Source organism: Dialister succinatiphilus, from assembly GCF_928721695.1.
GTDB classification, from domain to species: Bacteria; Bacillota; Negativicutes; order Veillonellales; family Dialisteraceae; genus Dialister; species Dialister succinatiphilus.
The window spans coordinates 297456-321939 of sequence record NZ_OV788641.1; the positions used below are offsets into that span (position 1 = coordinate 297456).

Sequence of the window (24484 nt, forward strand, 5' to 3'; positions counted from 1 at the left end):
TTCTGCAGTTTCTGCTGTTAAAAGAATGCCCTCTCTAAGCAAAGCGTTACGAATGAATCAGCCCTTCCTTCACGCAGTCTTTCCGGGCCTTTTCAAAGCGGAGGCAGAAAACCACCGCAATGGCCAGGAGATAGAGGAAGAACGCCCCGATTTCCTGCATTATATCGCCAAACCCGGCGCCCCGCATGAGGATATCCCTGACGAAATGGAACTCCCAGGTCAGGGGAAAGAAATGGGACAGCACCTGGGCCCAGTAGGGAATGAAAACCAGGGGCGCCGTCTGTCCGCCCAGGATGAAACCGCCGGGGATGAAAAGAATCATGCGGCTGGAAGCCACACCGGGATTGGCGGCGGTCCAGCCGAAAAGAATGCTCATCATGCCTACGCCCCAGATGTAGAAAATCTGGAGGGCCATGAAAAGAAGAAAGCTGCCGGATATAACCATATTGCCCCAGACGCGGAGAATGGCCATGCCCACCATGAGGGCTGTAATCAGGCAGCCCATGTAGGGAAGAATCCGCACCATAAGGTCAAAGGGGGATCCCTTCTCCAGAAGGGCCTCCCATTTGTGCTTCAGCTTCAGTCTTGGCACCATGCCGATGGTGGCAAAGGTAAAGAACATACTGGAGAAAAAGAAGAGGAACCCTTCGGTTTCTGAATTGCTGGTACTGCTTGTGGGGTTGAAAAGGTAACGGGTACTCACCACCAGACCGCCGCTTTCGGTAGAGCCGCTGTTCATTCCATTCAGCTCCGCGGCGATTTCATTCATGGCAGCCTGGATATCGGCCGTCAGGGCGATATTGGTGTAGTCGCAGTAAAGGCCTATATTCACCGAGGTGCCGGAATACAGGTCCCGTTCCAGGTCCTTAGGCAGACACACCACCGCATAGGCCTTGTCTTCATAGAAGAAATCCTTCGGGTCCGCCGGAGTGTACAGCACATGGCCCACCTTCATGTGGGGAGAAGAGTGAATCATTTCCACTACTTCCTGGCTCGTCCTGGAATGGTCCAGGTCCACCACCACCACATTGACATCCCTGGTATAGTTGTAGCCCATGGCCGCCGTAAAGAAGACAGTAATCACGATGGCCACCAGGAGGGACACCTTTTCATAGGGCATGCCCCTGCCGGAAAAGAGGAAATGGATTTCATCGGCCAGTGAACTCATGACGGTTCACCTCCACTGTCATTCCCGGAATCACACCGGGTACGGGGTCGATATAGGTACGAATCTGGAAGGCTGTCAGATCAGCCGAGCTCTTTTCCCTGGACATTTTAAAATCCGCAAACCCCGGCGCTCTGGCTATGAGACGCACCGTGCCGGGCACTTCCCTATTTCCGGACACCGTATGACCTGTGAGCCGGTCTCCTTCCTTCATCTGTCCCTTTTCTACCTCATTCACATAAATGTCATAGTAATAGCGGCTGCTTTCCAGAAGAATCACCGGCGTATTAGCTGAAACCATTTCTCCTTCCTTAGCAATCACCTTCAGGATTTTCCCGTCTTCCGGGGCCCGAAGGATCAGTCTTTTCTTATTGACTTCCTTCTGTTCCAGAGCCACCTCCAGCTGCTTTTTCTGCTGTCTCAGAGATTCCAGGTCATTGGCTTTATTGTCAGCGCTCTGCCTTTCCTGGGCAATGGTGGGAAGAGCAATGTCTTCTGTATTGTCCCGGTCCTCTGCACCGCCCAGCAGTTTATGGAGAAGCTCCTGCTGAGCCCGCACATCTGCCTCGGCAGTGCGGAGACTGGCGGTGATATTATCCATTTCCAGCTGGGAAATGGCGCCGGCCTCCACCAGCTGCCGTTTCCTGTTGTAATCAGACAGCTTGTTTTCATACACCGCCTGTGACGATGCTAAAACCGCCTTCTGCTGATCGATCTGGCGATGGGTTTCCACCTCGTCAGTATCCGCTTTCTGGTAAGCCACATCAATGCTTCCTGCCATGGAGCTGATCTGTGCATCCAGCTGGGCAATCTGGGAACGGAGTTTTTAATATCCAGGTCCGTATCCGTTGGGTCCATCACCATGAGCACATCCCCCTTCTTCACCCGGTCCCCTTCCTTCACGTTTTCCTTCAGCAGGCGGCCGCTGACAGAATCGAAGGACACCTTGATCTGCTCGGCAGTCACAATGCCGTCCCGCTTTTCCTTGGCCATGGCTACGGCATCATTTCCCTTGAAGAGGAGTACCAGCCCGCACACCGCTATGAGCCCCAGAAAAAACAATCCAATTTTCACCGGTTTACTATGCATATTCATGTCCTTACCTCCAAGCCTGTTTAGTTAGCCGACTGACTATATAGGGCTGAAAATACCGGTCACTTTCTATCAGAAAATGACCGGAAAATCAGAGTGATTTCCATTATTCATCCACGATTTTATGGAGAAGCCGCACCAGCTCCTTCTTTTCCCCTTCATCCAGCCTGCCGATGAGACGGGAAATCCGTACATAATGGTCCGGCAGGATACTGTCCATCTCCCGCCTGCCCTTGTCGGTAAGATACACCAGCCGGGCTCTTCCATCATCTGCATTCACCGATTTTTTCACCAGCCCGTCCCGCTCCATGCGAGCCAGCATGACGGAAATGGTGGCCTTCGTCACCCCTGCCATAACGGCCAGCTTCGACGGTGCCAGCCCTTCTCTGTGCTGGTGAAGGATAATCATGACACAGAGCTTTCCCTGGGACATGTGGTACCTCCGCTCCAGGATACCATCGGTTTTCCCTTTGATTTCCTCGGCCGCCTTCATCACCGTAAGCATGGTAATCACATCGTCAGGATGGATTTCCGGCATCTCCCGGGCATGGGATGCCAGTTCCTCCCGTGATGGAAACACAAAATTTCGATACATAAATCCTCCCGTATCAGGAAAGGCCGATTTCATGATGTGTCTTTTCCTGCCATGGCAGGAAAAGGACAGAAAGGATGCCCCGGGCTGCTTCATAATTTTCTGACCCGGCGGTCCAGACAATCCTTATAAGAACAGACTTCTTTCATGAGCGGCGTTTTTAGTTAGTAAGCTGACTAAATAAATAATAAACCACTTCAGGAAAATTGTCAAAGCCTGTCAAAAATCCTCTTGACGAAAAAAGGGAAAGAGTGATATAGTATTTTCAACTTCATAAAGGCAATGAAGAGAAGAGTACGCGGGAAGGAAGAGCAAAGAGAGCCCCCACAGGTGGGAAGGGGCCTTGGATAGCCTGCCGAACATGGCCTCTGAGCCTCTCTGCTGAATCATCAGGCAGACCGGGAATTCCCGTTACAGAAAAGAAGTATCAAGGCAGAGCCGGCGTACTTCATAAGGCTTTTCCGGCGACGGAAAAGTAAATCTGGGTGGTACCACGAATAGAATCCTTCGTCCCTTTCGGGAGGAAGGTTTTTTTATTGATTTCATCATAGGAGGAGTATTATGAACTACAAGAAGACCCTGATCGCATCCATTGCCGCACTGGCAGCTGTCGGATTTTTAGCAGGCTGCGGAGGAGAGAAAGCCGCTGCCCCTGCCAAATCTGCCGCTCCGGACAAAGCCGTTACCATTAAAGTCGGCGTTTCCCCCGTTCCCCATGGAGAAATCCTGAATTCCGTCAAGGACCAGCTGGCCAAGGAAGGGGTCAACGTGGAAATCGTGGAATTCACCGATTATGTACAGCCGAACCTGGCACTGAACGACAAGAGCCTGGATGCCAACTATTTCCAGCATAAACCCTATCTGGACGAATTCTGCAAATCCCGGGGCCTGAACCTGGTTTCCATCGGCACCGTCCACCTGGAACCCATGGGCGTATATTCCAGCAAAATCAAAGACATCAAAAATCTCCCTGACGGTGCCCATGTAGCAATCCCCAATGATCCCACCAATGGCGGCCGTGCCCTTCTGGTACTTCAGTCCGCCGGTCTCATTAAGCTCCGCGACGGTGCCCCCATTACCGCAACGCCCCAGGACATTGCTGAAAACCCGAAGAACCTTCAGTTCTCCGAACTGGAAGCGCCACAGCTGCCCCGTTCTCTGGAGGATGCGGATATTGCCGTCATTAACATGAACTTCGCCCTGGAAGCCAAACTGGACCCCAAGAGCTCCATCTACACCGAAAGCTCTGACTCCCCCTATGCCAATATCGTAGCTGTCCGCGCAGGCGATGAAAAACGTCCGGAACTGCAGAAGCTCATGAAAGCCCTGAACAGCCAGGAAGCCAAGGATTTCATCAACAAGAAATACAACGGCTCCATTAAGGCCACATTCTAAGTTTCTCCAGGGAAATCCTGGAGCAGGGCTGACCTGCCATGGAACCCTTCATTTAAAAGATGAGAAAGTGAAATTACTTTCTCATCTTTTTTGATGGAATTATAAAAAGAATCATCGCCTCTGATGATGAAATTATAAGGGAAGTGTAAACTAAAGTTAAAATTCCTTTTTCTCCCTTTCCCCAGCTTGCATTGCAGCCTTTCCTATATTACACTAGTACTGATAGCGAACAAATAGTACTATAAATCAGGAAGTCAGGCCATGATTCCTGATTTCCGAAAGCCAGACAGGGAGAACGTTTATGGACCGTCGCCAGCAGAAAACAAGAGCGGCTATTTTCAGCGCCTTCAGCGCCCTTTTGTCAGAAAAGCCCTACTCTAAAATCACCATCCAGGACATTATTGACCGTGCCAATATAGGAAGAAGCACCTTCTATGCCCACTTTGAAGCCAAGGACAGCCTTTTGAAGGAAATGTGCAGCGAGCTTTTTGACCATATCATCGAAGGCGTCATGCACGACAATGTTCCCAGTGATGCCCATATGGCACCCGGTGTGCCGGATCCCGTATTCTGCCATCTGCTGCAGCATATCGATGCCAACACCAACCATGTGAGAGATCTTCTCACCTCAGAAAGCAGCGATATTTTTCTCCGTTTTTTCAAATCCAGTCTGGACAGACTCATTTCCTCCTACCTTTTAAAGGACCGAAAGCCTTCCTGCCCGGTGCCTGAAGAGTTCCTGCTGAACCACATTTCCGGAAGTTTCGTGGAAATGGTGCAGTGGTGGGTGAGACGAAATATGAAGGAAACGCCGGAAGAACTGGACGCCTATTTCAGGGCCGTGATCAGACCCCTGCTGTAAAGAGAAACGCCGCAGACTGCGGCGCTTTTTTTATGACTGCCATTGCCGGTCATTCATGAATGGGAGACAAAAAGCATCCCCCTGCCCGGTCTTTTTAAGGCCTTTGGACAAAAGCAGTCGGTCCTCTCTAAAGCCCCGCCATGTTCCCCCTTTTCTCCCTTTCCAATATAGGCTATAATGGGTAAAAATATAATGACAGCGTAACAGAAGGGAACCTGCAAAAAGCACTTGACCCTTTGCAAGGAAAGATGTATATTTATCCTTAATACCCTGTTATGGAATTTTTTTATTCAAGGAGGAAATGATGGCAACCTACATTAATGAACCGGCACATACCTTTAATGAATATCTTCTGATTCCGGGATATTCTGATACGAACTGCATTCCTGCAAACGTGTCCCTGAAGACACCACTGGTGAAGTTCAAAAAAGGTGAAAAACCGGCTATTACATTAAATATCCCCATGGTTTCTGCAATCATGCAGGCCGTATCCGGTGAAAGACTGGCAGTGGAACTGGCAAGAAACGGCGGCGTTTCCTTCATCTACGGCTCCCAGACCCCGGAAGAGGAAGCAGCCATGGTTGCCAGAGTCAAAGCCCAGAAAGCAGGCTTTGTTCCCAGCGATTCCAACCTTTCTCCTGAAAACACCCTGGCCGATGTACTGGCTCTGAAAGCAAAAACCGGCCATTCCACCGTAGCCATTACAGACGACGGCACCTCCGGCGGCAAACTGGTGGGCATCGTTTCCAGCCGTGACTATCGCGTGAGCCGTATGGATAAATCGGAAAAAGTTAAAAATTTCATGACCCCTCTGGAAAAACTGGTTACCGCCAAGTACGGCATCACCCTTTCCGAAGCCAACGACATTATCTGGGACAACAAAATCAACTCCCTCCCCGTTCTCTTTGAAGATGGCAAGCTCTACGGCTTCGTATTCCGCAAGGACTACGATTCCCATCAGGAAAACCCCAACGAAATGCTGGATGCCCAGAAACGCTTCATCGTCGGTGCCGGCATCAACTCCCGGGACTATGAAGAAAGGGTGCCGAAGCTGGTAGATGCAGGCGCTGACGTACTCTGCATTGATTCCTCCGAAGGCTTCTCCGAATGGCAGAAAATCACCCTGAACTGGATTCATGAAAAATACAACGGCAAGGTCAGAGTAGGTGCCGGCAACGTGGTTGACCGCGATGGCTTCCTCTTCCTGGCCAAAGCAGGCGCTGACTTCGTAAAGGTAGGCATCGGCGGCGGTTCCATCTGCATCACCCGTGAAACAAAGGGCATCGGCCGCGGCCAGGCTACCGCCCTCATCGAAGTATGCCAGGCCAGAGATGAATACTACAAGGAAACAGGCATTTACGTGCCGGTATGCTCCGACGGCGGCATCGTTTACGACCACCACATCACCCTGGCCCTGGCCATGGGCGCTGACTTCGTCATGCTGGGCAGATATTTCGCCCGTTTCGACGAATCCCCCACACAGAAGAGAACTGTAGGCGGCACGGTGGTCAAGGAATACTGGGGTGAAGGTTCCAACCGCGCAAGAAACTGGGGCCGCTACGATCTGGACGGTTCCAAGAAGCTGGCCTTTGAAGAAGGGGTGGATTCCTACGTTCCCTATGCAGGGCCGCTGAAGGAAAATGTAGAAAAGACCTGTGCCAAGATTAAAGCCACCATGTGCAACTGCGGCGCCATCACCATTCCGGAACTGCAGAAGAAAGCAAAGCTCACCCTCGTATCCGCTACCTCCATCGTAGAAGGCGGCGCCCACGACGTCATCCGGAAGGAAAAAGACGGCTCCGACCGCTGATTTTCCCCACCAAAAATGTAAAAAAGCTGTGGAAACAGAAAAATCCTGTTTCCACAGCTTTTTTGATGACCACCGGCCTGACCGCTGATTTCCCATGATCTATCTGCCCAAAGCCAAGAGGGATATTCGCCCATAGGCCTTCTTATATATCAGAAGGAAAAGACCCACTTCCATAGGGAAACAGATCAGATTCTTGATCAGTCGTCCCAGAAAAATGGCAGAGGCCGCCTTGTCATAGTAAAGTACCAGCCACAGGGTATTAAGCCCCAGGTGGATCAAGACCATAATGACAAGGAACGGAATACACACATAGGGAAAGGTGATTTTCTTTCTGTAGAAGAAATAGCCGAAAATGAAGCCTGTAAGGAAATCGGACAGGGTAAAGCCGGGGAAAAATATGCTTGTCCCCACAAGAGCCGTGCCGATCAGGTTATCCAGCGCCCCCACCAGCCCCGCTTTCCATGGCCCATAGAGGGCCCCTGCCAGAGCCAGGGGCAGGAAACCGAAGGTAATCCTCACAAAAGGTGTCTGTATGGCAAAGACATAGGACAGAAGCACTGCCAGTGCCGTAAGAATTCCCAGAACCACCATTTCCTTTTCTCTATTTTTATGCATTATAAAAAGACCTCCTTCATGCAGAGCTGCATGGAAAGGGGTCTCCATGCAGCAGCGGGATGCAGCACAGGCACCGCAAGCTTCTGCTTTTCGTCCGGATGACAACTCCCCGTTCATCCGGCACTGGAGGAAAAGGACCAGCCTTTTCCTGCGCACCTGCACTTACTCTGCTAACTTATAAATTGGATACAGTATATCACTCCAATCAAAAATTGCAATCAAAAAAGCTGCCCCCTAAGGCAGCTTTTTGATTAGTTACTTCATGGATTAATAAAGTTTGGCACCGGCAGGAATGTGGCGGTCTACCATGAGGAGGTGAAGCTTTTCTTCCCCTTCTTCTTTATGAATGGCAGAGAGAAGCATGCCGCAGGAGTTGATGCCCATCATCTTTCTCGGCGGCAGGTTCACGATGGCAATCAGTGTCTTTCCTACCAGTTCTTCCGGTTCATAGTAGGCATGAATGCCGGAGAGAATGATGCGGTCTTCTCCTGTACCGTCGTCCAGGGTGAACTTCAGGAGCTTCTTGCTCTTGGGCACTGCTTCGCAGGCCTTGACTTTGACAGCCCGGAAATCAGACTTGCTGAAGGTATCAAAATCCACATAGTCCTTGAAGAGCGGTTCGATTTCTACTTTGGAGAAGTCGATAGGTTCATCATCTGCTTCTTTGGCCAGTCTTTCAGCTTCCTGGGCCGTCTTCTTTTCCAATGCCGTTTCCGGTTTCATAGCCGGGAAGAGGAGAACGTCGCGGATGGAAGCGGAGTTGGTCATAAGCATGAAGAGGCGGTCAAGGCCGATGCCCAGTCCACCGGTTGGCGGCATGCCGTATTCCAGAGCAGTCAGGAAATCTTCATCAATCGGATGCGCTTCGTCGTCGCCGTGCTTTCTTTCTTCCACCTGCAGTTCGAACCGTTTTCTCTGGTCAATGGGATCGTTTAATTCGGAGAAGCCATTTGCCAGTTCACGGCCGTAAATGTAGGATTCGAAACGGATGGTGTAGCGCGGATCTTTCGGGTCCAGTTTGGAGAGAGGAGATACTTCGATCGGATGCTTTGTGATATGCACCGGCTGAATCAGGTGTTCTTCCACATAGGCATCAAAGCATTCGGAAAGAATCTTGCCGAAGCCGTCGTATTCGCCGTATTCCACATGGAGCTTGTCTGCAATGGCTCTGGCGTCTTCGATGGTCTGGCAGGCATCAAAGTCCTCGCCGGTGTATTTTTTCACAGCTTCAGCCATGGTAAGCCGCGGCCATGGCGGAGTGACATCGATTTCCGTATCTTCATAGGTGAATTTCATGGAACCATAGGAAGCCATAGCGCAGGCAGCCACGATCTGTTCTGTCTGGTTAATGACATCTTCGATATCACCATAGGCCTGGTAAGTTTCGATGGCAGTGAATTCCGGATTATGACGGATGTCCATGCCTTCATTTCTGAAGTTTCTGGTAATTTCAAAAATCCGTTCATAGCCGCCGACCAGAAGTCTCTTCAGGTACAGTTCCGGAGCAATGCGCAGGTACATGGTCATATCCAGGGCATTGAAATGGGTAGTGAAGGGTTTTGCATTGGCGCCGCCATAGAGAGGCTGCAGCACCGGGGTTTCCACTTCCAGGAAGCCGTGGTCTGTGTACCATTTGCGGATAGCAGACATCATGGCAGCTCTCTTCACGAAGGTTTCCCGAACTTCCGGATTCATGATGAGGTCCAGATATCTCTGGCGGTAGCGCTGTTCCTTGTCTGTGAGGCCATGCCATTTTTCAGGCAGCGGGCGCAGGGACTTGGAGAGCATGGTGAAATGGAGAACCCGCACGGTCAGTTCGCCGGTATGGGTAGTGAAGACGGTGCCTTCAATGCCAAGGATATCACCGATATCCACCAGCTTGAAAAGGGCCCATTCATTTTCAGGAAGCTCATCTCTCTTGAAATAAACCTGGATGTCACCGGTCTGGTCGCGAAGCACGCAGAAGGCTGTCTTGCCCTGGCCGCGGCGGATCATGATTCTGCCGGCAATGCGGACATGGGTCTCATCCTTTTCCAGCTGTTCCGCTTCTTTGCGGATATCGGCAGCATGGTGGTCCCATTCAAATTTCTGTCCGTAGGGTTCCACACCCAGTGCACGGATTTTATCCAGCTTTTCGCGGCGGATGATCATCTGGTCATTCAGTTTCGGACCGCTGTGCTGTGTATTCTGGTTTTTATTTTCTGTCATTCCTTAACCTCATTTCCTACCAGTCATATTATTCTTCAATAGAAATGACTTTGTATTTCAAAACGCCGTTAGGCGCTTCTGCTTCCACCGTATCGCCGGCCTTGGCTCCCATCAGGGCACGTCCTACCGGGGATTCGTTGGAAATACGGCCTTCAAAGGGATTGGATTCGGTGGAACCTACAATGGTCACCCTTTCCTGAAGATGTTCTTCCATATCTTCGATGAGTACGGTAGAACCAACATCTACACGGTCCTTGGCCACCTTTTCAATGACCTGGGCGGTGCGGATCTGCTGTTCAAGCTGGAGGATACGGCCTTCCAGGAAAGCCTGGGCGTTCTTAGCTTCATCATATTCGGAGTTTTCGGAAAGGTCGCCCATTGCGATGGCGGCCTTCAGGCGCTGTGCAATTTCCGCACGTTTTGTGGAACGGAGTTCATCCAGTTCCTTCTGCATCTTTTCAAGGCCTTCTCTGGTGACCAGAGTACGCTGCATTTCTGCCATAACAATCTGCCTCTTTTCTTTAATACTTATACCTTATATAGATATCATAGGGGAATCCTAAACAGGGCATATTTCATAGTATATAGCAAAATGAAGGGTGTAGTCAAACAATTTACGTATTGTTTCCCATTTCCCCAACATGCCTTTCTTAGGATAGCGTTTGACAGAAAACTTTGTTCTATCTCCCCTGCTCTGCCAAAACCGTGTCCACCAAAACGGTCCTTCTTTCTCCTCAGGAAGAAGGGATTTTTCCCTCTTTTTTCCTATAAAACATTTTTCTAATTGACTCAAGAAAAAATATATTATTCTCATTATTTTGCTTGTTTTCTCAATTAAAAATCAGAAATTTCCCCTGTGAGGTTATATGGGGCAATTTGGGGCTGTTTCAGGCGGCACAGGGCTAATAGAAATTTACGCCCATTTTGCAAAATTGTATTTTTATCCATATTGGTTTCAATTTTATACAGGATATTCATCCCCGCCAAATCGAAGAATCCCCCGGAATGCCCACCATGGCGCCCTTCCGGGGTTTTGTTCATTTTTACCATGAAATTCCACAATACATCATGATGTATCATTCCAATCCATGCCAAACCATGATGGCAAGCATTTTTTGCTATTTTTCTTCTATTTCCTCAAAAGTTCTCAAAAGTCCATAGGAGTTCATAGAAAAAAGTTTACAAAAAAAATTGTAAAAAAGTCTTGTCATATGATTTCATTTATGGTATATTGCAGTAAATAAAAATTCATCGCGCCCTGCCCCGAGAGCAGTTGAGCAGCGAACCGTTAAAAAATAACGGATGGTTTTCTTTATGCCCTGTTTCTTTCACCTTTATAGAAAGCAAATGGGGCTCGTGCATGCCTTGATGATTTTCATGACTGCATCATCCGGTTTATTCCGGGACAATATTTTTCCCCCAATACGCTTCATGCGATTTGGATTAAGAAAGAAGGGAACAACCTTGTCTAAGAGCAAAAAAATGGGAGTGGTACAGCTCACAACAGTAACAGCCATCAACATGATGGGTTCCGGTATTATCCTTCTGCCGGCCACACTGGCAGAAATCGGGACAGCTTCAATTTTCGCGTGGATTCTGGCCTCCATCGGAGCCACGATTCTGGCTTATGCCTTTGCCCGCTGCGGCATGCATACCTCCAAGGTAGGCGGCATGGGCGGCTATGCGGAGTACCGTTTCGGCAGAGCGGGAAATTTCCTTTCCAATTTCTGCTACACCATTTCATTAATCATCGCCAATGCAGCCATCGCCAGCGGCGTCGTCAGCTACGGCTCCTACGTGTTCGGCCTCACCCTTTCCCCTGTGGAAGTGTGCATGGCTACCATCGGTGTCCTCATTCTGGCAGCCACCATCAGTCTGGTGGGCCCCAAGAAATTCGGCAAATTCACTTCCCTCGGCGTTTTTTGTGTCGTATCTCCAGTGGTAGGCCTTCTCCTCTGCGGCTTCTTCTTCTTTGATACCGGTATCTACAGCGAAGCCTGGAACCCCGGAAACCTGCCATTCTACGATATCATGAAAGACTCCATTGCCGTTATCATCTGGGCCTTCCTGGGACTGGAAACTGCCTGCGCTAACTCCGACACCGTGGAGAATCCTGAAAAGAATGTGCCCATTGCCGTACTGGCCGGTACTCTTCTGGCCGGTGCCTGCTACACCACTTCTACTGCTATCATCGGCGGCCTGGTGCCTTACAAGGAACTGATGGCTTCCGGAGCTCCTTTCGGACTGGCTTATGCCACCATGTTCGGAGAAAAAGCAGGATATATTATTTCCTGCATGCTGGTATGCTCCTGCTTCGTGTCCCTCACTGCCTGGCAGTTCACCGTTTCCGAAGTAGCAAGAGAAGCTTCCTCCATCGGGCTTTTCCCGAAATTCCTGTCCAAGGTCAACCGTTTCCGTTCCCCCTATGTGGCTATCGGATCCCTGGTGGCCATCCAGGTCATCATGACCCTCTCCACCATGAGCCCCACTCTCTTAAAGCAGTTCAATGTGCTCATTAACCTGGCTGTCATGATTAACCTCATCCCCTACCTTCTAGCCATGGGTGCCGTATCGGATCTGCAGAAAGCCGAAGGCATTCCCCATGACAAGGCAAAGCTGGCCAATGCAGCAGCCATTGTAGGTGGCATTTACAGCTGCTATGCTGTATACGGCTGCGGCTGGACCGTCATTCTGGAAGGCGCTTTCGTAGCTGCCATGGGCCTCGTAATCTATGCCCTCATTTCCTCCCGTCTCCGCTATGCGCCGACGCCGGAAGTTTCCACCTATCCGCCTATTGACAAGAAATAAAAAATTAAATAAAAGGAGCGGTGAAAGAATGTAAATCATTTCTTCACCGCTCCTTTTTGGTCTGACCGTGGGATGGCAAGTCTGCCATTCTGTAAGAAAGCAGAAACCTTTCCATCCATTGACAGAATCTTTTTCCCCATGTATTATTATATGTGTAATTTCATAAGAAACTCTTCCCTGTCACCGGATAGGGAGCCAAGAGGGTTTATTCCTGCTGCAGGTAATATGGCGAAAGCCATTGAAAGGCAGGAATAAATCCTCTTTTTTTTAAGGAGGTTATATCATGAACATTAAACCCTTTGCTGTCGAAGAATGGATGAATGCCTATGAAACAGGTGCCCGGTACAATATTGCCGAAACCTGCGTGGATTCCATTTCACTGGACGAACTTTTTGAACTGTCGGGAACCCATAAGGAATCATTCCTTAACAAACTCTGTGCCCGCCGTCTCACCTATGGCTATATAGAAGGTTCTCCTGATTTGAAGGAAGGCATTGCTGCCCTGTACCACACCATCAGGCCCGATGAAATCGTTCCTGCCCATGGTGCTTCCGGGGCTAACCACCATGTTTTTTATTCCCTTATCAATCCGGGAGACAAGGTCATTTCCATCATGCCCTCTTACCAGCAGCTCTACTCCATTCCTGCCTCCCTGGGAGCAAAGGTGGAAATCCTGCATTTGAAAAAGGAAAACAGCTATCTGCCGGACCTGGAGGAACTGGAAGAAATGGCCCGGGGCGGTGTGAAGATGATCTGCCTCAATAATCCGAACAACCCCACCGGCGCCCTGATGTCTCCCGAAATTCTGAAGAAAGTGGTGGACATTGCCAAAAAATCTGACGCCTACCTTCTGGTAGATGAAGTATACCGCCATCTCACCCAGGATGACGAATGGCAGCCGTCCATTGTGGACATGTACGAAAAAGGCATTTCCACTTCTTCCATGTCCAAAGTGTTTTCCCTGGCCGGCGTCCGTCTGGGATGGATTGCCACCCATGATAAAGAGGCCTTAAAGCAGTTCTGGTCCCATCGTGACTACAACCTCATCAGCTGCGGCATGATAGACGATACCATTGCCGCGCTGGCCCTGGCTTCCAAAAATCAGATTCTGGAAAGAAATAAAAAAATCATCCGGGAAAATCTGGATATCCTGGATCACTGGATTCAAAAAGAACCCCGCCTTTCCTATGTGAAGCCCAAAGCCGGTACCACCGCTCTGGTGTATTATGATTTTCCCATAGATTCCTATACCCTCTGCCGCCGCATGTATGACAGCTGCGGCACCTTCGTAACCCCGGGGGACTGCTTCGATGAACCCCGTTCCATGCGTATCGGCTATGCTGCCGACAGGGACACATTAAAAAAAGGCCTCCAGGCCATGAGTACCTTCCTTGGCTCCCTGGAAGCTGAATAATCATCTGCTTTTTTCAAGGTCTGCCATCTATCATGGTGGCCTTGCCTTTTCCCTTCCCATATGATAGACTGCAGACAATAAAACCGTCATGGTTGTGGATTTTTTCAGAATTTTCTGTTTTCGCCGCACAGTGCATGCTGCACTGTGCTTTTCTTTTGGAGGAAATCATGCATAAAGGATTCTATGCATTTATTGTATTTTCCGCCGGCGCCTGCTACGGCATTCTTTCCACCTTTGTAAAAACCGCCTATGCCGCTGGTCTCACCCTCACCGATGTGAGCGGTATGCAGTGTCTTTTCGGCATGCTCTTTCTATGGCTTTCCGCCATACTCACTGTAAGACGGATTCCTTCTTTCTTCCAGATTCTGTCCCTTGCATCCATTGGCATTCCCATGGCGCTCACCACCATTTTCTACTACCATTCCCTGGAAAGTCTCTCTGCCTCCCTGGCAGTGGTTTTCCTGTTCCAGTCTATCTGGATGGGTACGGCGGCGGAATCTTTGATCTTTAAAAAGCTGCCAGGAAAGAAGCAGCTCCTTTCCATCATTCTCTGCCTCACGGGCACCCTGCTCTCAGCTGGTCTTCTGGATGAAGGCGCCGACTTTTCCTTTTCCTCCGGCATGGGATGGGGCCTTCTTTCCGCCCTATCCTACACCGCCATGATGTGCGCCAGTTCCCTTCTGGGAAAAGGCATAGCCCCTGCCCTGAAGGGAGCTCTCATGTCCACCGGTGATACCCTGCTGACCTTCCTTCTCCTTCCGCCGGTCTTTCTTTTTGATTTTTCCGCCTGGCCCCTTCTCCTCCCCTATGGCTTCCTCCTTGGTATTTTCGGCGTAGCCCTGCCGCCTTTTCTTCTGGCCTGGGGCATGCCCCATGTAGGTCCCGGTCTTGGCTCCGTGCTGGCCGCATCGGAGCTTCCTGTGGCCCTCGTCATGGCCCTTCTGGTGCTGGGTGAATCCATCACCCCCATCCAGTGGGCAGGCATCTTCCTTATCGGAGCAGGCATTGTGGCAGGAAATATTAAGGATTCATAAGGCTTAGAGGGTTCAGAGGGGAGTCTTCGCCCGCTCCGCAGGCAGATTGTGTCCCCCAGGGGGAAATGAGGCACTATTTTGTGCATCGCTTCACTCAGGGCGCAGCAGCTTTTCAGGCTGAAGGTGGCAGGGCGCTGTCTGCTTTCCCGCCGTCCACCAGCCTGCGTAAAGCAGACAGCAGACAGCGGATAGCTGACAGCCAGCAGCCTTCCCCTGTCACCAGCGCACGATCTCACAATCCCATCTTTTTCTCTATCTCTTCCTTTGCCTTTCTCACGAAGGAGAGCATGTCTTCATCCAGGGGATAGCGGATGACGCAGCCCGGAGAAAGAATGACTTTTCTGCCTCCAGTCTGTTTCAAAGTTTCATAGATTTCCCGTTCGATTTCATTTTTATGGTGTTCTGTAATATCCATCCGCTCCAGACCTGCCATGATGCACTTTCCTGTCAGGAGCTGGGCTTCTGCGATTTCCGGCAGCGATTCGAAGGCATGCCAGTTGAAAACCTGCACCGGATATTTGCGAAGGAGGGGGAACATGATATTTTTGCCATGGGCATGAAGCACGTTGCACCAGCCCGACGAGGCGGAGAGCACTGCCAGATCGTAGGGCATGCCATATTCCCGATAGTAGGATTCTTCTGTGAGATTATAGGATGAAAGCTGGGTGGCAAAAAAGATACCGTCAGCCCCCAGTTCGATAACCCGCTGCACCAGGGCACAGGTGGTTTCTGTAATCACCTTCAGCGCTTCCTTCACCTTATCTCCATGGCCCTGCCGGATATGGTCCATCATGGAAGGACAGAGTTTATTGGCCGTGGTGAGGGGGCTGAACACTGTAAATATGACCGGCACTTCTCCCTTTGTTTGATTCAGGAGAAGCTTCAGATACTTCTGCTCCCTGGCCAGGGCCCCTTCATTCACGGATACCGGCTTGAGCCTGAGCCAGTCCTCCGGTTCCTTCACCGGCGTCTCTGTAATCCGGGCCACGCCGCCTTTGGGTACATCGCTGAAATCAGTTTTGGCTCCGAAATCCTCGACGCTGTACATGCCGTTATTCATGGTTTTCAGAATATCCACATCATATTTTTTATAGAAATCGTATGTATGCTCTGCATTGCTCACAGGATCCAGGTCTATCATAGGCAGATGGGTCCACAGGGAATAGGGCACCCGGTCCACTTCCTCGCCGCGGATGGCCGCCTGGATGCGTTCCTTCTTTGTCATGGCAGAAATGATTTTCTTTTTCATAGGATTCCTCCTTAAAGAAATAGGGTTCAGAGGGCGGTGGTATCGCCCTGCGGGCGATGAATATGAAATGAGCGTTACGGGATTGGCTTGCCGCCCTGCGTGTCATTCTGAGCGAAGCGAAGAATCTCGGTAAGAACCGTAAGTAACAGAAATATTGATAAATGCCGGTCGGCGGGAAGCCCTCGTGGAAAGCCCCCGCAGCCAGCGGATAGACGACAGCCGCCTTCACTGTCCCACTAGCTCACTATCTCACTAATCTATACCCCTTTATCATACCATACATATCTGCCAGGGCCCAGCCGATGGGAATGGAGAGCCAGATACCGGTGACACCGATTTCCGGGAAAGAGGAAAGAAAGTAGGCCAGCACCACCCGGGTGCCCAGAGAGAGGATGGTAAGGATGACACTCATTCCGGCCCGTTTGATGGCGCGGTAGAAGCCGTAGAGCATGAAAAGGATGCCGATGCCCAGATAGCAGCTGCCTTCGATGCGAAGGTAATGCGCCCCCACTGCAATCACCTCTTCTGCCGTTTCCGGTACGAAGAAGCCCATAAGCGTTGGCGCCAGGAAGGACACCAGGCAGCTGGCCAGGATGGAGAAAAGGAAAATCATCTTTCCTGCTGTAATCACGCCCTGCCGGATACGTGCTTTGTTTCCTGCGCCCCAGTTCTGGGCCACATAGGTGGAAAAAGCGTTGCCGAAGTCCTGGAGCGGCGAATAGGCAATGGTGTCGATTTTCACGCCTGCCGCAAAGGCTGCCATCACAGTGGTGCCAAAGCTGTTCACCAGCCCCTGCACCAGAAGAATGCCGAAATTCATAATGCTCTGCTGGAGGCTGGTCAGAAGGGAGAGCTTCGACATGTCCCAGAAGATTTCACGGCTCCAGACCCTGTCTTTCCCTGAAATATGGAACTCCCGCCGAAACAGGCAGTAAATAAAGATACCTGCGCCGGACGCGTACTGGGAAATCACGGTGGCCTCTGCAGCACCACTTACGCCGAATCCCAAATACACCACGAAAAGAATGTCCAGCGCCACATTCATGAGAGAAGAGAGAATGAGAAAGAGAAGGGGCGTCACGGAATCTCCCACGGCCCTCAGGAGTGCGGCGCCGAAATTATAGAGAAACACCGCCAAAAGTCCGGTCAATATCCACCATAAATAGTCCCGGATATAGGGAATGACCTCGAAAGGCACCTGCATGAAGGAAATGAGCTCGTCCAGAAGGAGGTAAGCAGCACCGTTCATGATGACCGTCAAAAGACCGATGGACAGGAAGGAAATAAAAACCGCCTGTTTCATGCGGTCAAAATTTTTCCTGCCGAAGCAGAGGGAAAAATAAACGCCTGCCCCCATGGTAAGGCCAATCAGTATGGAAGTGAGGAAAATCATGAGAGTATAGGCGCTCCCTACCGCCGCCAGCGGCGCTTCTCCCAAAAATTTCCCCACCACCAGCGTATCCACCACATTGTAAAGCTGCTGGAATACATTCCCTACCATGAGAGGCAGGGAAAAGAGGAGGATTTTCCTTCCCACCGGGCCTGATGTGAAATCAATATGTCTCATTTTACCCCCTGCGACAGCCTGCTCTATACAGACTATCCTTTGCCAGATTATATAAGTCATTATAATGGCCCCATGATAAAAATGAAATATGTACCCGAAGCAAGTGGTGAAAGAAGAAAAAGAGCCATAGAAAAAGGGGCTGTGAAGAATGGGGAATCCTTTCTTCACAGCCCTTTTGACCTGACTTACTTTTATTTCATATTGGCTTTGGCCCAGTCTGCTTTGAACCGGGCAATGCCGTTATCGGTGAGCGGATGTTTCATGGCATCCATGAGCACCTGGAAAGGAACGGTGGCAATATCAGCGCCGGCCAGGGCACACTGCATAATGTGCTGGGGCTTTCTGATGGAAGCGGCAATAATTTTGGTTTCAATGCCATGGAGTTCAAAGATTTCAGAAATGGTCTGGATCAGTTCGATGCCATCCCAGCCGATATCATCGATACGGCCTACGAAGGGGCTTACATAGGAAGCGCCTGCGCGGGCTGCGAGCAGTGCCTGGTTGGCAGAGAATACCAGGGTCACATTGGTGCGGATTCCCAGTTTTTTCAGGCCCTTGACTGCTTTCATGCCTTCCGGGGTCATAGGAATCTTCACTACCACGTGAGGATCCAGTCCGGCCAGGACTTTGCCTTCTTCAATCATGCCTTCTGCATCGTCAGCCAGTACTTCAGCGGAAATAGGGCCGTCCACAATGGATGCGATTTCCTTAATGGTGGCATGGAAATCCTTCCCTTCCTTGGCAATCAGGGAAGGATTGGTGGTTACACCGGAAATAAATCCCATATCATTGGCCTTGCGAATGGCCTCTACATCAGCAGTATCAATAAAAAATTCCATTTGTTTTTCTCCTTTGCTTCAATGTATATAGTACATTTTCACACCATCTGCCCCTTCTGTCAATGAAAAAATGAAAACGCCATCCAATGATGGAAGCAACCGCAAATCACAGAGGTCACGAAGTGTGTTTTCGCAGGAAATGATGCCCTGCCGGGTGACCGGGGCTTAAACAGCTCCTGCGGTTCCCCGGTTCCCGCATTGTATACCATTTCAGGAATAAAAGAAGTCAATGATTGAATCAGCCCTCCCTTAGATGATTCTATAAAAATTTTTTATAAATGCCCTTTCCTGTTCCTATTTCTCTCCGGTTCTTTTTCAATCCCCCCTGTTTTCTATACTTTCCGCAGGTTTTGCAAAAATGAATCATTTACTGGAATTTCTAAATTACAATGCATGATATTTTATATTCATTGATTATTGATAGAGTGAAGTGTATAATTAAATAAAAGAAACTATTGTTTTTAATTCGAACTCCACCATTGGAATTGAGGGGGATATTATGAAATTAACGCTCCTCGCTTTGAGCTATTTCCAGAAAACAGCTGAGCTCCAGCACCTGACCCGGGCGGCTGAAGCCCTTCATATTTCCCAGCCTTCTCTGTCCCACACCATCAAAGTGCTGGAAACGGAGCTGGGCGTACCGCTTTTCTCCAGAAGCGGCCGCAATATCGTACTCACCAAGTACGGCGAAATTCTTCTCCGCCACACGAACCGCATCATGCAGGAGCTTCATGGCGCCCAGAAAGAACTGGCAGATACCAAGGAAGCCCAGAAACTCACGGTCACCATTTCCCTTTTTGCCGCTTCCATGATTATTCCTGCCTTCCTTACCCGCTTCCGCCAGGAACATCCGGATATCCGCTTTGAAATCCTGCAGCAGCGCAGCAAACCGGGGCAGCAGAGCCAGAATCATGTGGACCTTTTCCTGTCCTCCTCCATCAATCCCATTGAAAATGATCACTCCGTCACCCTGTTGAAAGAAGACATTATGCTGGCCATGCCAGACACGGATCCCCATGCCCGAAAATCCTCAGTCAACCTGGATGAATTTGAAAAAGCCGGCTTTATTTCCCTGGAAGCCGGAGCCAGCCTTCGAACCATCACCGATTTCTACTGCCGCATGGCCGGTTTCGTCCCCCATGTGGTGCTGGAAAGCGACAGCCCCATGACCGTGCGTGAATTTATCCGCGCAGGTCTGGGCGTATCCTTTGCGCCCCGCATTACCTGGCATGGCGTAGGCGGAGACCATGTGGCCCTGGTGCCTATTGCCTCTCCGAACTGCCAGCGCTACATCAGCCTGTCCTGGAAGAAAGGCGAGAAGCTTTCGCCGCCAGCAGAAATGCTGAAGAAATACATTATTGACAACTTCTCCGACTTCGCCAGAGAATACGCCGGCCTTCCGCCGGAAAGATAAATCCATGGGACTGTGAAAAAGACTCCTCTTTTCACAGCCCTTTTTTATTCGCCAAAGGAGCCCCTATGAAAGAAACCGCTGATTCCCATTTTGAGGAAGAAGTCAAACAGTCCAAAACCAAAGTCATTGTCGAGGAATACGAGAAACTGTCCTCCTCCCTGATTTTTGAAATCATCCGTCATGATGGAGAAAAGGAACTGGACCGGGCCACGGTGCCCCTCATCTTTTCCGCCCTGGCTGCAGGACTTATGATTTCCTTCTCCTTTTATTTCCGCGCCGTCCTCTCCATGTATACCGGCCATAGCCCCTGGGCCGACGCCATCAGCGGCATAGGCTACACCACGGGCTTTCTTATCGTCATTCTGGGAAGGCTTCAGCTTTTCACGGAAAATACCATTACCACCGTGATTCCCTTCTTTGAAAGCCCTTCCTGGAAAACGCTCCTTCGTATAGGGCGGCTATGGGCCATCGTCCTTCTTTCCAATATGGCCGGTACCCTGCTTTCTGCCCTCTTCATGACCTCCTCCTGTTTTGCATCGCCGGAAATCACATCCTTCCTTCTCTCCACCGCCCACCACATCATGACCCCTACTCCCCTGGAGAACATTTTCAAAGGGATTCCCGCGGGCATGCTCATTGCCGCAGTGGTCTGGATGATTCCCATGTCCCGGGGCTTTTCCTTCTTCACCATCTTCACCTTCACCTACTTCATCGCCATCGGCGGCTTCGCCCATGTGGTGGTAGGCTCCGGAGAAGCAGCCTACGCAGTGCTCATGGGTAATTCTTCGGTTTACGACTATTTCTTCCGATTCCTGATTCCCACCGGCCTTGGAAATATCATCGGCGGCACCGGCATCTTCACCCTGCTTGTCTCTGCCCAGGTCAAGGTGGAAAAGAAATAACTTTTTAAAGGCCCCTTTTGCGAAAAAGGGGCTTTTTCTTTCTCCCCGGCGCCTGGCTCCGGTTGATGAATGGAGCCATATGGGTTATAGTGTATAAGAACAAAAATTCACGAAATCGAACATAAGGAGACTCCCATGAAAAGAAAAGTAGAAATGGAAGAAGACAGCCTCTTCTCCCAGACCGATATGGCTCCGGCGAAAAAGAAAAAAATCCCAAAAACAGCCCCCTCCCTCAGGCCCGCAGAAGAAGCGGCCGCCCATGCGTGGAAGGAAAAAATCTGGGAATTTGACCTTACAAAGCCCTCCCAGTGGATGAAGGATACCATGAAAGAAGATATGCTCAAGGAAGGCTTCGGCAAAAGGGAAGCCAATAAAGTATTCAAGGGCCTCTTCTTCAAGGAAAAGGTCTGCAATACCCGCACCCAGGCGCTGGAATACCTGAAGTCCATCCCCACCTCCTATGCCGTGAAATATAAAATCGGCATCACCCCTTCCCCTAAAATGGTATCCCTGGAAAAAAGGCTCCGGGAAAAAGAAGAAAAGCTGTCAACCTATACAAAGGAACAGAACGAGAAGAAATTCACCGCTCCCTTCGTATCCTGCCCCCACTGCAAATCCAGAGTGAACCGCAGCTTCATCCATCCGCCCCTCTGTCCGGTGTGCGGCAAAGACATGCGCTCCGACACTGCCGTCAAAACCATAACCACTTTGGAAGAAACGGTCAGGGACTTGAAAAAGCGCTATGAAGATACGGCCAGAAAATACAACAGTAAATTCACCGGAGGCGAAACCTGGATCATCCGCCTGGTGAATCCCCTGTATGAGGGGAATTGAGGTTCAGCGCCCTTCAGGCGCTGAAGGGTTCTTAAGATTGACCGGCCTAAAGGCCGGAGGGTTCTCAGGTTTGACGGGCCTATGGCCCGAGGGTTGTGGTATCGCCCTTGCGGTGCACAGCGAACACATTTAGCACTAGCGAACTGGATTTGTAAGGGAGCATCAGCGACCCGAAAATCCAGTGAGTCAGTGACAGCAGAGGATGAAGGAGCGCTAGCGACGCGCAAAATGTAGTGAGTCGTTTCCCTTTTAGGGGGCGATGAATATAAATGCCGCTTAGCATCCCCCTTCCCGCCCTGCGTGTCATTCTGAGCGCCAGCGAAGAATCTCGGTACTCGAAGCGTATGAGACAATCGGTAGTAAATACCAGCCTGTGGGAAGGAGCCGCTGCCGGGCATAACCGATATTAAGCATTGTGCAGGGAGATTTCTCGACTCCGCTTCGCTGCGCTCGAAATGACAGGAACGCCAAGGTGTCAAAGTGCCGTTAGCGATTCCAACCAGCCCACCAGCCCACTAAACTATCCCAGGTCCCAAAAACTCCCAATCAAAAATCCGTCACCCCAGAGATGACGGATTTTTTTACATGAGAAAAATGGTATTCTTCCCCCGGAATTTGGCCTGGTAGAGGGCGCTGTCCATTTTATGGTAGAAGGACTCGAATGTCTCTCCTTCCCTGGCCTGTGTGACGCCCAGACTGGCAGATACAGGGCTTCCGTCGGGGCAGGACACCGTTTCTTCTATGGTTTTTCTCAAGGTTTCTGCCAGAGCGGCGGCTTCCTCTTCCTCCATTCCAGGAAGAAGGATAACGAATTCATCGCCGCCCCACCGGCCTATACAGGCATTGGGCGGTGATTTTTTGGAAAACACGCCTGCCACCTCCTGCAGTACCCTGTCTCCTTCCCCATGGCCGAATTCATCATTAATTCCCTTGAAATTGTCAAGATCCACCATAATGGCTGTGAATACATGGTGATTCTTCTGCACAGGGCCGGTGAGTTCGTGAAGGATGGATTCCACACGGCCACGGTTTAGAAGGCCCGTAAGGCCATCATGGGTCGCCACGTAGACCAGTTTCCGATTCACTTCCTCCAGACGGCGGTTTGCCTGCTCCAGTTCTTCCGTAGACGTGGTAATAAAGGAGGCCAGACGCTGTATGGTGGTCATGGTTTCCGTATAGAAAACGATGCCTTCCGAAGACTTTTCTTCCTGCCTCATCCCGTTTTCCTCTTTTTCCCTGAAAGCAGCAGCCACCAGAGTCATGTTGAAGGCCGATGTCCTGCCGCCGGAGCGGCTGATTTCGCCGCGGGAATAGCCGCCGCATACAGGCGCCAGGGCTCCGTATGCCGCCAGCACCTGATTGGTATCTTCTTTCAGGAAAAGACGTCTGGTAATGCAGGAAAAAATGAGAATTCCCTCCGGTGCAAAGGCCCGGAGCTGTTTCGTGTTCTCCTGGCAGCGGGCGATGATTTCATTGGGATCCCCGTAGGCCAGCCTTACCTTTTCCCCTTCAAAGCAGCTGGCTGACATGATGAGGCTCCCATCATCCCTGCAGGCCGCCGGAAGCCTGGCCAGCATGCGGCCCTTTCTCATAAGAATCAAAGGGAAGGAAATCAGCTGCTGTCCGCCAAAATCGGATTTCTTCATTTTCAGATATTTCTCATACACCTGAAAAGCAGGCCTGCCGTCCAGTTCACGAATCACCTTGTCCCCATCAATGGCAGTAATGGTCATCACCTGTCCCAGGGGCTGCCAGCCCAGGTTCTGGGACACCCGGATTTTCACCTTCCCTGCAAAGCACACTGCCACAATGGCCTTTCGGGAAATGAAATCATTGCCAAAGACGCAGGTATCATCGCTGCCGGTATAGGCATCGGCGCCGCCGCCGAAAATGGCCGTCTCCGGCGGCAGGTGATCCAGCTCCGTAAGGAAATCATCCACGTCCACCGTGGAAAGGGTGGTAAATACTTCCACCCCTGCCAGATTTCTGATACCGCTGAAGCTTTCCAGCGCCCTTTTCCCTGCCTCGCCGGGGGTCATGCTGCTGATGTCATAGCAGTGCACCGACACTTCCGTATCTTCAAAGGAAAGAAAAGCAAGTACGCTTTTCCCCAGTACCATGCGTCCGTCCTTAATACCGCCGGAAGCGGACATGCCGGCAATGGCCGATTGGGGAAAAGCCTTCCTCAGTGTCTGTATGCTCTCCTTAACTTTTTCCAAATCGTTGGACTCATGATAAAGGGTAATAAAAAGCCCCGCCTTTTCCCTTCGTTCCTGCCTGAACCGGTCTATCACTTCTTCCAGTTCATTTTCCCCATAGAAATCATACACATACTGTTTCATGCAAAGCCTCCTGATGAAACCGGTGTATCTCACGTATCCATCAAATGATGGTATCCTGCTTCAAGGCATGCCTTCTGTAAATTCTCAGTTATGTCGTTCTTATATTTACTATAGCATAAAAGCAAAATAAATTAAAATCACATTTTAAACATCGAAGAGGACTGCGAAAAAATGATTGAAGCTCCGTCCGGTCCTCCTATGCAGAAAATCAGAGGCCCTTTGCCAATCTGAAAAGGAAACGAATCGCAAAGGGACCGCGCCGCTCTGCCTGAGATGACGAATCCTCTGACTGCTTAGCTTCACCCCAGGTAAAATAGGGGTGCACTAAAAAAGGAGGGGAAA

21 protein-coding genes, 1 riboswitch and 1 other annotated feature are annotated in these 24484 nt (G+C 50.5%); of the genes, 9 read left to right on the top strand and 12 right to left on the bottom strand.

Features of this window, described 5'->3' with window-relative positions:
* Positions 1-46: 46 nt before the first annotated feature.
* From NW747_RS01320 to NW747_RS01335, 4 genes are all read right to left on the bottom strand, one after another.
* A complete protein-coding gene (locus NW747_RS01320) occupies positions 47-1168 on the bottom strand; it encodes an ABC transporter permease (RefSeq protein WP_273187667.1) in 1122 nt (373 codons plus the stop codon).
* Positions 1149-1928 (bottom strand): HlyD family secretion protein, encoded by a 780-nt coding sequence (locus NW747_RS01325; protein ID WP_273187669.1) that lies wholly within the window; start codon positions 1926-1928, stop codon positions 1149-1151. Before NW747_RS01325 ends, NW747_RS01320 begins: the two co-directional genes overlap by 20 nt.
* Positions 1856-2260: an HlyD family secretion protein gene (locus NW747_RS01330; RefSeq protein ID WP_273187671.1), complete on the bottom strand. Its 405-nt coding sequence runs from the start codon at positions 2258-2260 to the stop codon at positions 1856-1858. Before NW747_RS01330 ends, NW747_RS01325 begins: the two co-directional genes overlap by 73 nt.
* 103 nt (positions 2261-2363) lie before the next feature.
* Positions 2364-2852, bottom strand: coding sequence for a MarR family winged helix-turn-helix transcriptional regulator (locus NW747_RS01335; protein WP_273095222.1), 489 nt, complete (start codon positions 2850-2852; stop codon positions 2364-2366).
* A gap of 270 nt (positions 2853-3122) precedes the next feature.
* Positions 3123-3367, top strand: a binding site (T-box leader).
* A 43-nt stretch (positions 3368-3410) separates the two neighbouring features.
* Here NW747_RS01335 and NW747_RS01340 point away from each other — a divergent pair.
* The 3 genes from NW747_RS01340 (at position 3411) to NW747_RS01350 (ending at position 6916) form a co-directional block, all read left to right on the top strand.
* Positions 3411-4244, top strand: a complete 834-nt coding sequence (locus NW747_RS01340) for a MetQ/NlpA family ABC transporter substrate-binding protein (RefSeq protein ID WP_273187673.1) — start codon at positions 3411-3413, stop codon at positions 4242-4244.
* 301 nt (positions 4245-4545) lie between these two features.
* Positions 4546-5106 (top strand): TetR/AcrR family transcriptional regulator, encoded by a 561-nt coding sequence (locus NW747_RS01345; protein WP_008859964.1) that lies wholly within the window; start codon positions 4546-4548, stop codon positions 5104-5106.
* Between the two features lie 304 nt (positions 5107-5410).
* Complete coding sequence (locus NW747_RS01350) at positions 5411-6916, top strand: IMP dehydrogenase (RefSeq protein WP_273187675.1); 1506 nt, start codon at positions 5411-5413, stop codon at positions 6914-6916.
* 99 nt (positions 6917-7015) lie between these two features.
* Here the strand turns inward: NW747_RS01350 and NW747_RS01355 are convergent, their stop codons facing one another.
* The 4 genes from NW747_RS01355 to NW747_RS01370 form a co-directional block, all read right to left on the bottom strand.
* Positions 7016-7531: a folate family ECF transporter S component gene (locus NW747_RS01355; protein WP_273187676.1), complete on the bottom strand. Its 516-nt coding sequence runs from the start codon at positions 7529-7531 to the stop codon at positions 7016-7018.
* 50 nt (positions 7532-7581) lie between these two features.
* Positions 7582-7703: riboswitch (THF riboswitch) on the bottom strand.
* Positions 7704-7798: 95 nt separating this feature from the next.
* A complete protein-coding gene (lysS, locus tag NW747_RS01360; protein WP_273187678.1) occupies positions 7799-9739 on the bottom strand; it encodes a lysine--tRNA ligase in 1941 nt (646 codons plus the stop codon).
* A 28-nt stretch (positions 9740-9767) separates the two neighbouring features.
* The gene (gene greA, locus NW747_RS01365; RefSeq protein WP_273187679.1) at positions 9768-10241 is read right to left on the bottom strand and encodes a transcription elongation factor GreA; all 474 of its coding nucleotides are present in this window, start codon (positions 10239-10241) and stop codon (positions 9768-9770) included.
* A 332-nt stretch (positions 10242-10573) separates the two neighbouring features.
* The gene (locus NW747_RS01370; protein ID WP_273187681.1) at positions 10574-10819 is read right to left on the bottom strand and encodes a hypothetical protein; all 246 of its coding nucleotides are present in this window, start codon (positions 10817-10819) and stop codon (positions 10574-10576) included.
* Positions 10820-11203: 384 nt separating this feature from the next.
* Here NW747_RS01370 and potE point away from each other — a divergent pair, with 384 nt between their 5' ends.
* From potE to NW747_RS01385, 3 genes are all read left to right on the top strand, one after another.
* Entirely contained in the window at positions 11204-12547 is a 1344-nt protein-coding gene (gene potE, locus NW747_RS01375) for a putrescine-ornithine antiporter (RefSeq protein ID WP_008859959.1), read from the top strand.
* Positions 12548-12830: 283 nt separating this feature from the next.
* The gene (locus tag NW747_RS01380; RefSeq protein WP_273187683.1) at positions 12831-13961 is read left to right on the top strand and encodes an aminotransferase; all 1131 of its coding nucleotides are present in this window, start codon (positions 12831-12833) and stop codon (positions 13959-13961) included.
* Positions 13962-14128: 167 nt separating this feature from the next.
* Complete coding sequence (locus tag NW747_RS01385; protein ID WP_273187685.1) at positions 14129-14995, top strand: EamA family transporter; 867 nt, start codon at positions 14129-14131, stop codon at positions 14993-14995.
* Between the two features lie 232 nt (positions 14996-15227).
* Here the strand turns inward: NW747_RS01385 and NW747_RS01390 are convergent, their stop codons facing one another.
* The 3 genes from NW747_RS01390 to fsa all read right to left on the bottom strand — a co-directional run bounded on the left by NW747_RS01390 (position 15228) and on the right by fsa (position 18650).
* Positions 15228-16244: a uroporphyrinogen decarboxylase family protein gene (locus NW747_RS01390; protein WP_273187687.1), complete on the bottom strand. Its 1017-nt coding sequence runs from the start codon at positions 16242-16244 to the stop codon at positions 15228-15230.
* A 244-nt stretch (positions 16245-16488) separates the two neighbouring features.
* The gene (locus NW747_RS01395) at positions 16489-17811 is read right to left on the bottom strand and encodes an MATE family efflux transporter (protein ID WP_273187688.1); all 1323 of its coding nucleotides are present in this window, start codon (positions 17809-17811) and stop codon (positions 16489-16491) included.
* A 191-nt stretch (positions 17812-18002) separates the two neighbouring features.
* On the bottom strand, positions 18003-18650 hold the full coding sequence (gene fsa, locus NW747_RS01400) for a fructose-6-phosphate aldolase (protein WP_008859954.1): 648 nt from the start codon (positions 18648-18650) through the stop codon (positions 18003-18005).
* A 499-nt stretch (positions 18651-19149) separates the two neighbouring features.
* Between fsa and NW747_RS01405 the strand changes: the two genes are divergently transcribed.
* The 3 genes from NW747_RS01405 to NW747_RS01415 all read left to right on the top strand — a co-directional run bounded on the left by NW747_RS01405 (position 19150) and on the right by NW747_RS01415 (position 21800).
* The gene (locus tag NW747_RS01405) at positions 19150-20064 is read left to right on the top strand and encodes a LysR family transcriptional regulator (RefSeq protein ID WP_008859953.1); all 915 of its coding nucleotides are present in this window, start codon (positions 19150-19152) and stop codon (positions 20062-20064) included.
* Between the two features lie 65 nt (positions 20065-20129).
* Positions 20130-20966, top strand: coding sequence for a formate/nitrite transporter family protein (locus tag NW747_RS01410; RefSeq protein ID WP_273187690.1), 837 nt, complete (start codon positions 20130-20132; stop codon positions 20964-20966).
* A 135-nt stretch (positions 20967-21101) separates the two neighbouring features.
* On the top strand, positions 21102-21800 hold the full coding sequence (locus tag NW747_RS01415; protein ID WP_273187692.1) for a hypothetical protein: 699 nt from the start codon (positions 21102-21104) through the stop codon (positions 21798-21800).
* 581 nt (positions 21801-22381) lie between these two features.
* Here NW747_RS01415 and NW747_RS01420 read toward each other — a convergent pair.
* Positions 22382-24142: a sensor domain-containing diguanylate cyclase gene (locus NW747_RS01420; RefSeq protein ID WP_273187693.1), complete on the bottom strand. Its 1761-nt coding sequence runs from the start codon at positions 24140-24142 to the stop codon at positions 22382-22384.
* Between the last annotated feature and the right edge of the window lie 342 nt (positions 24143-24484).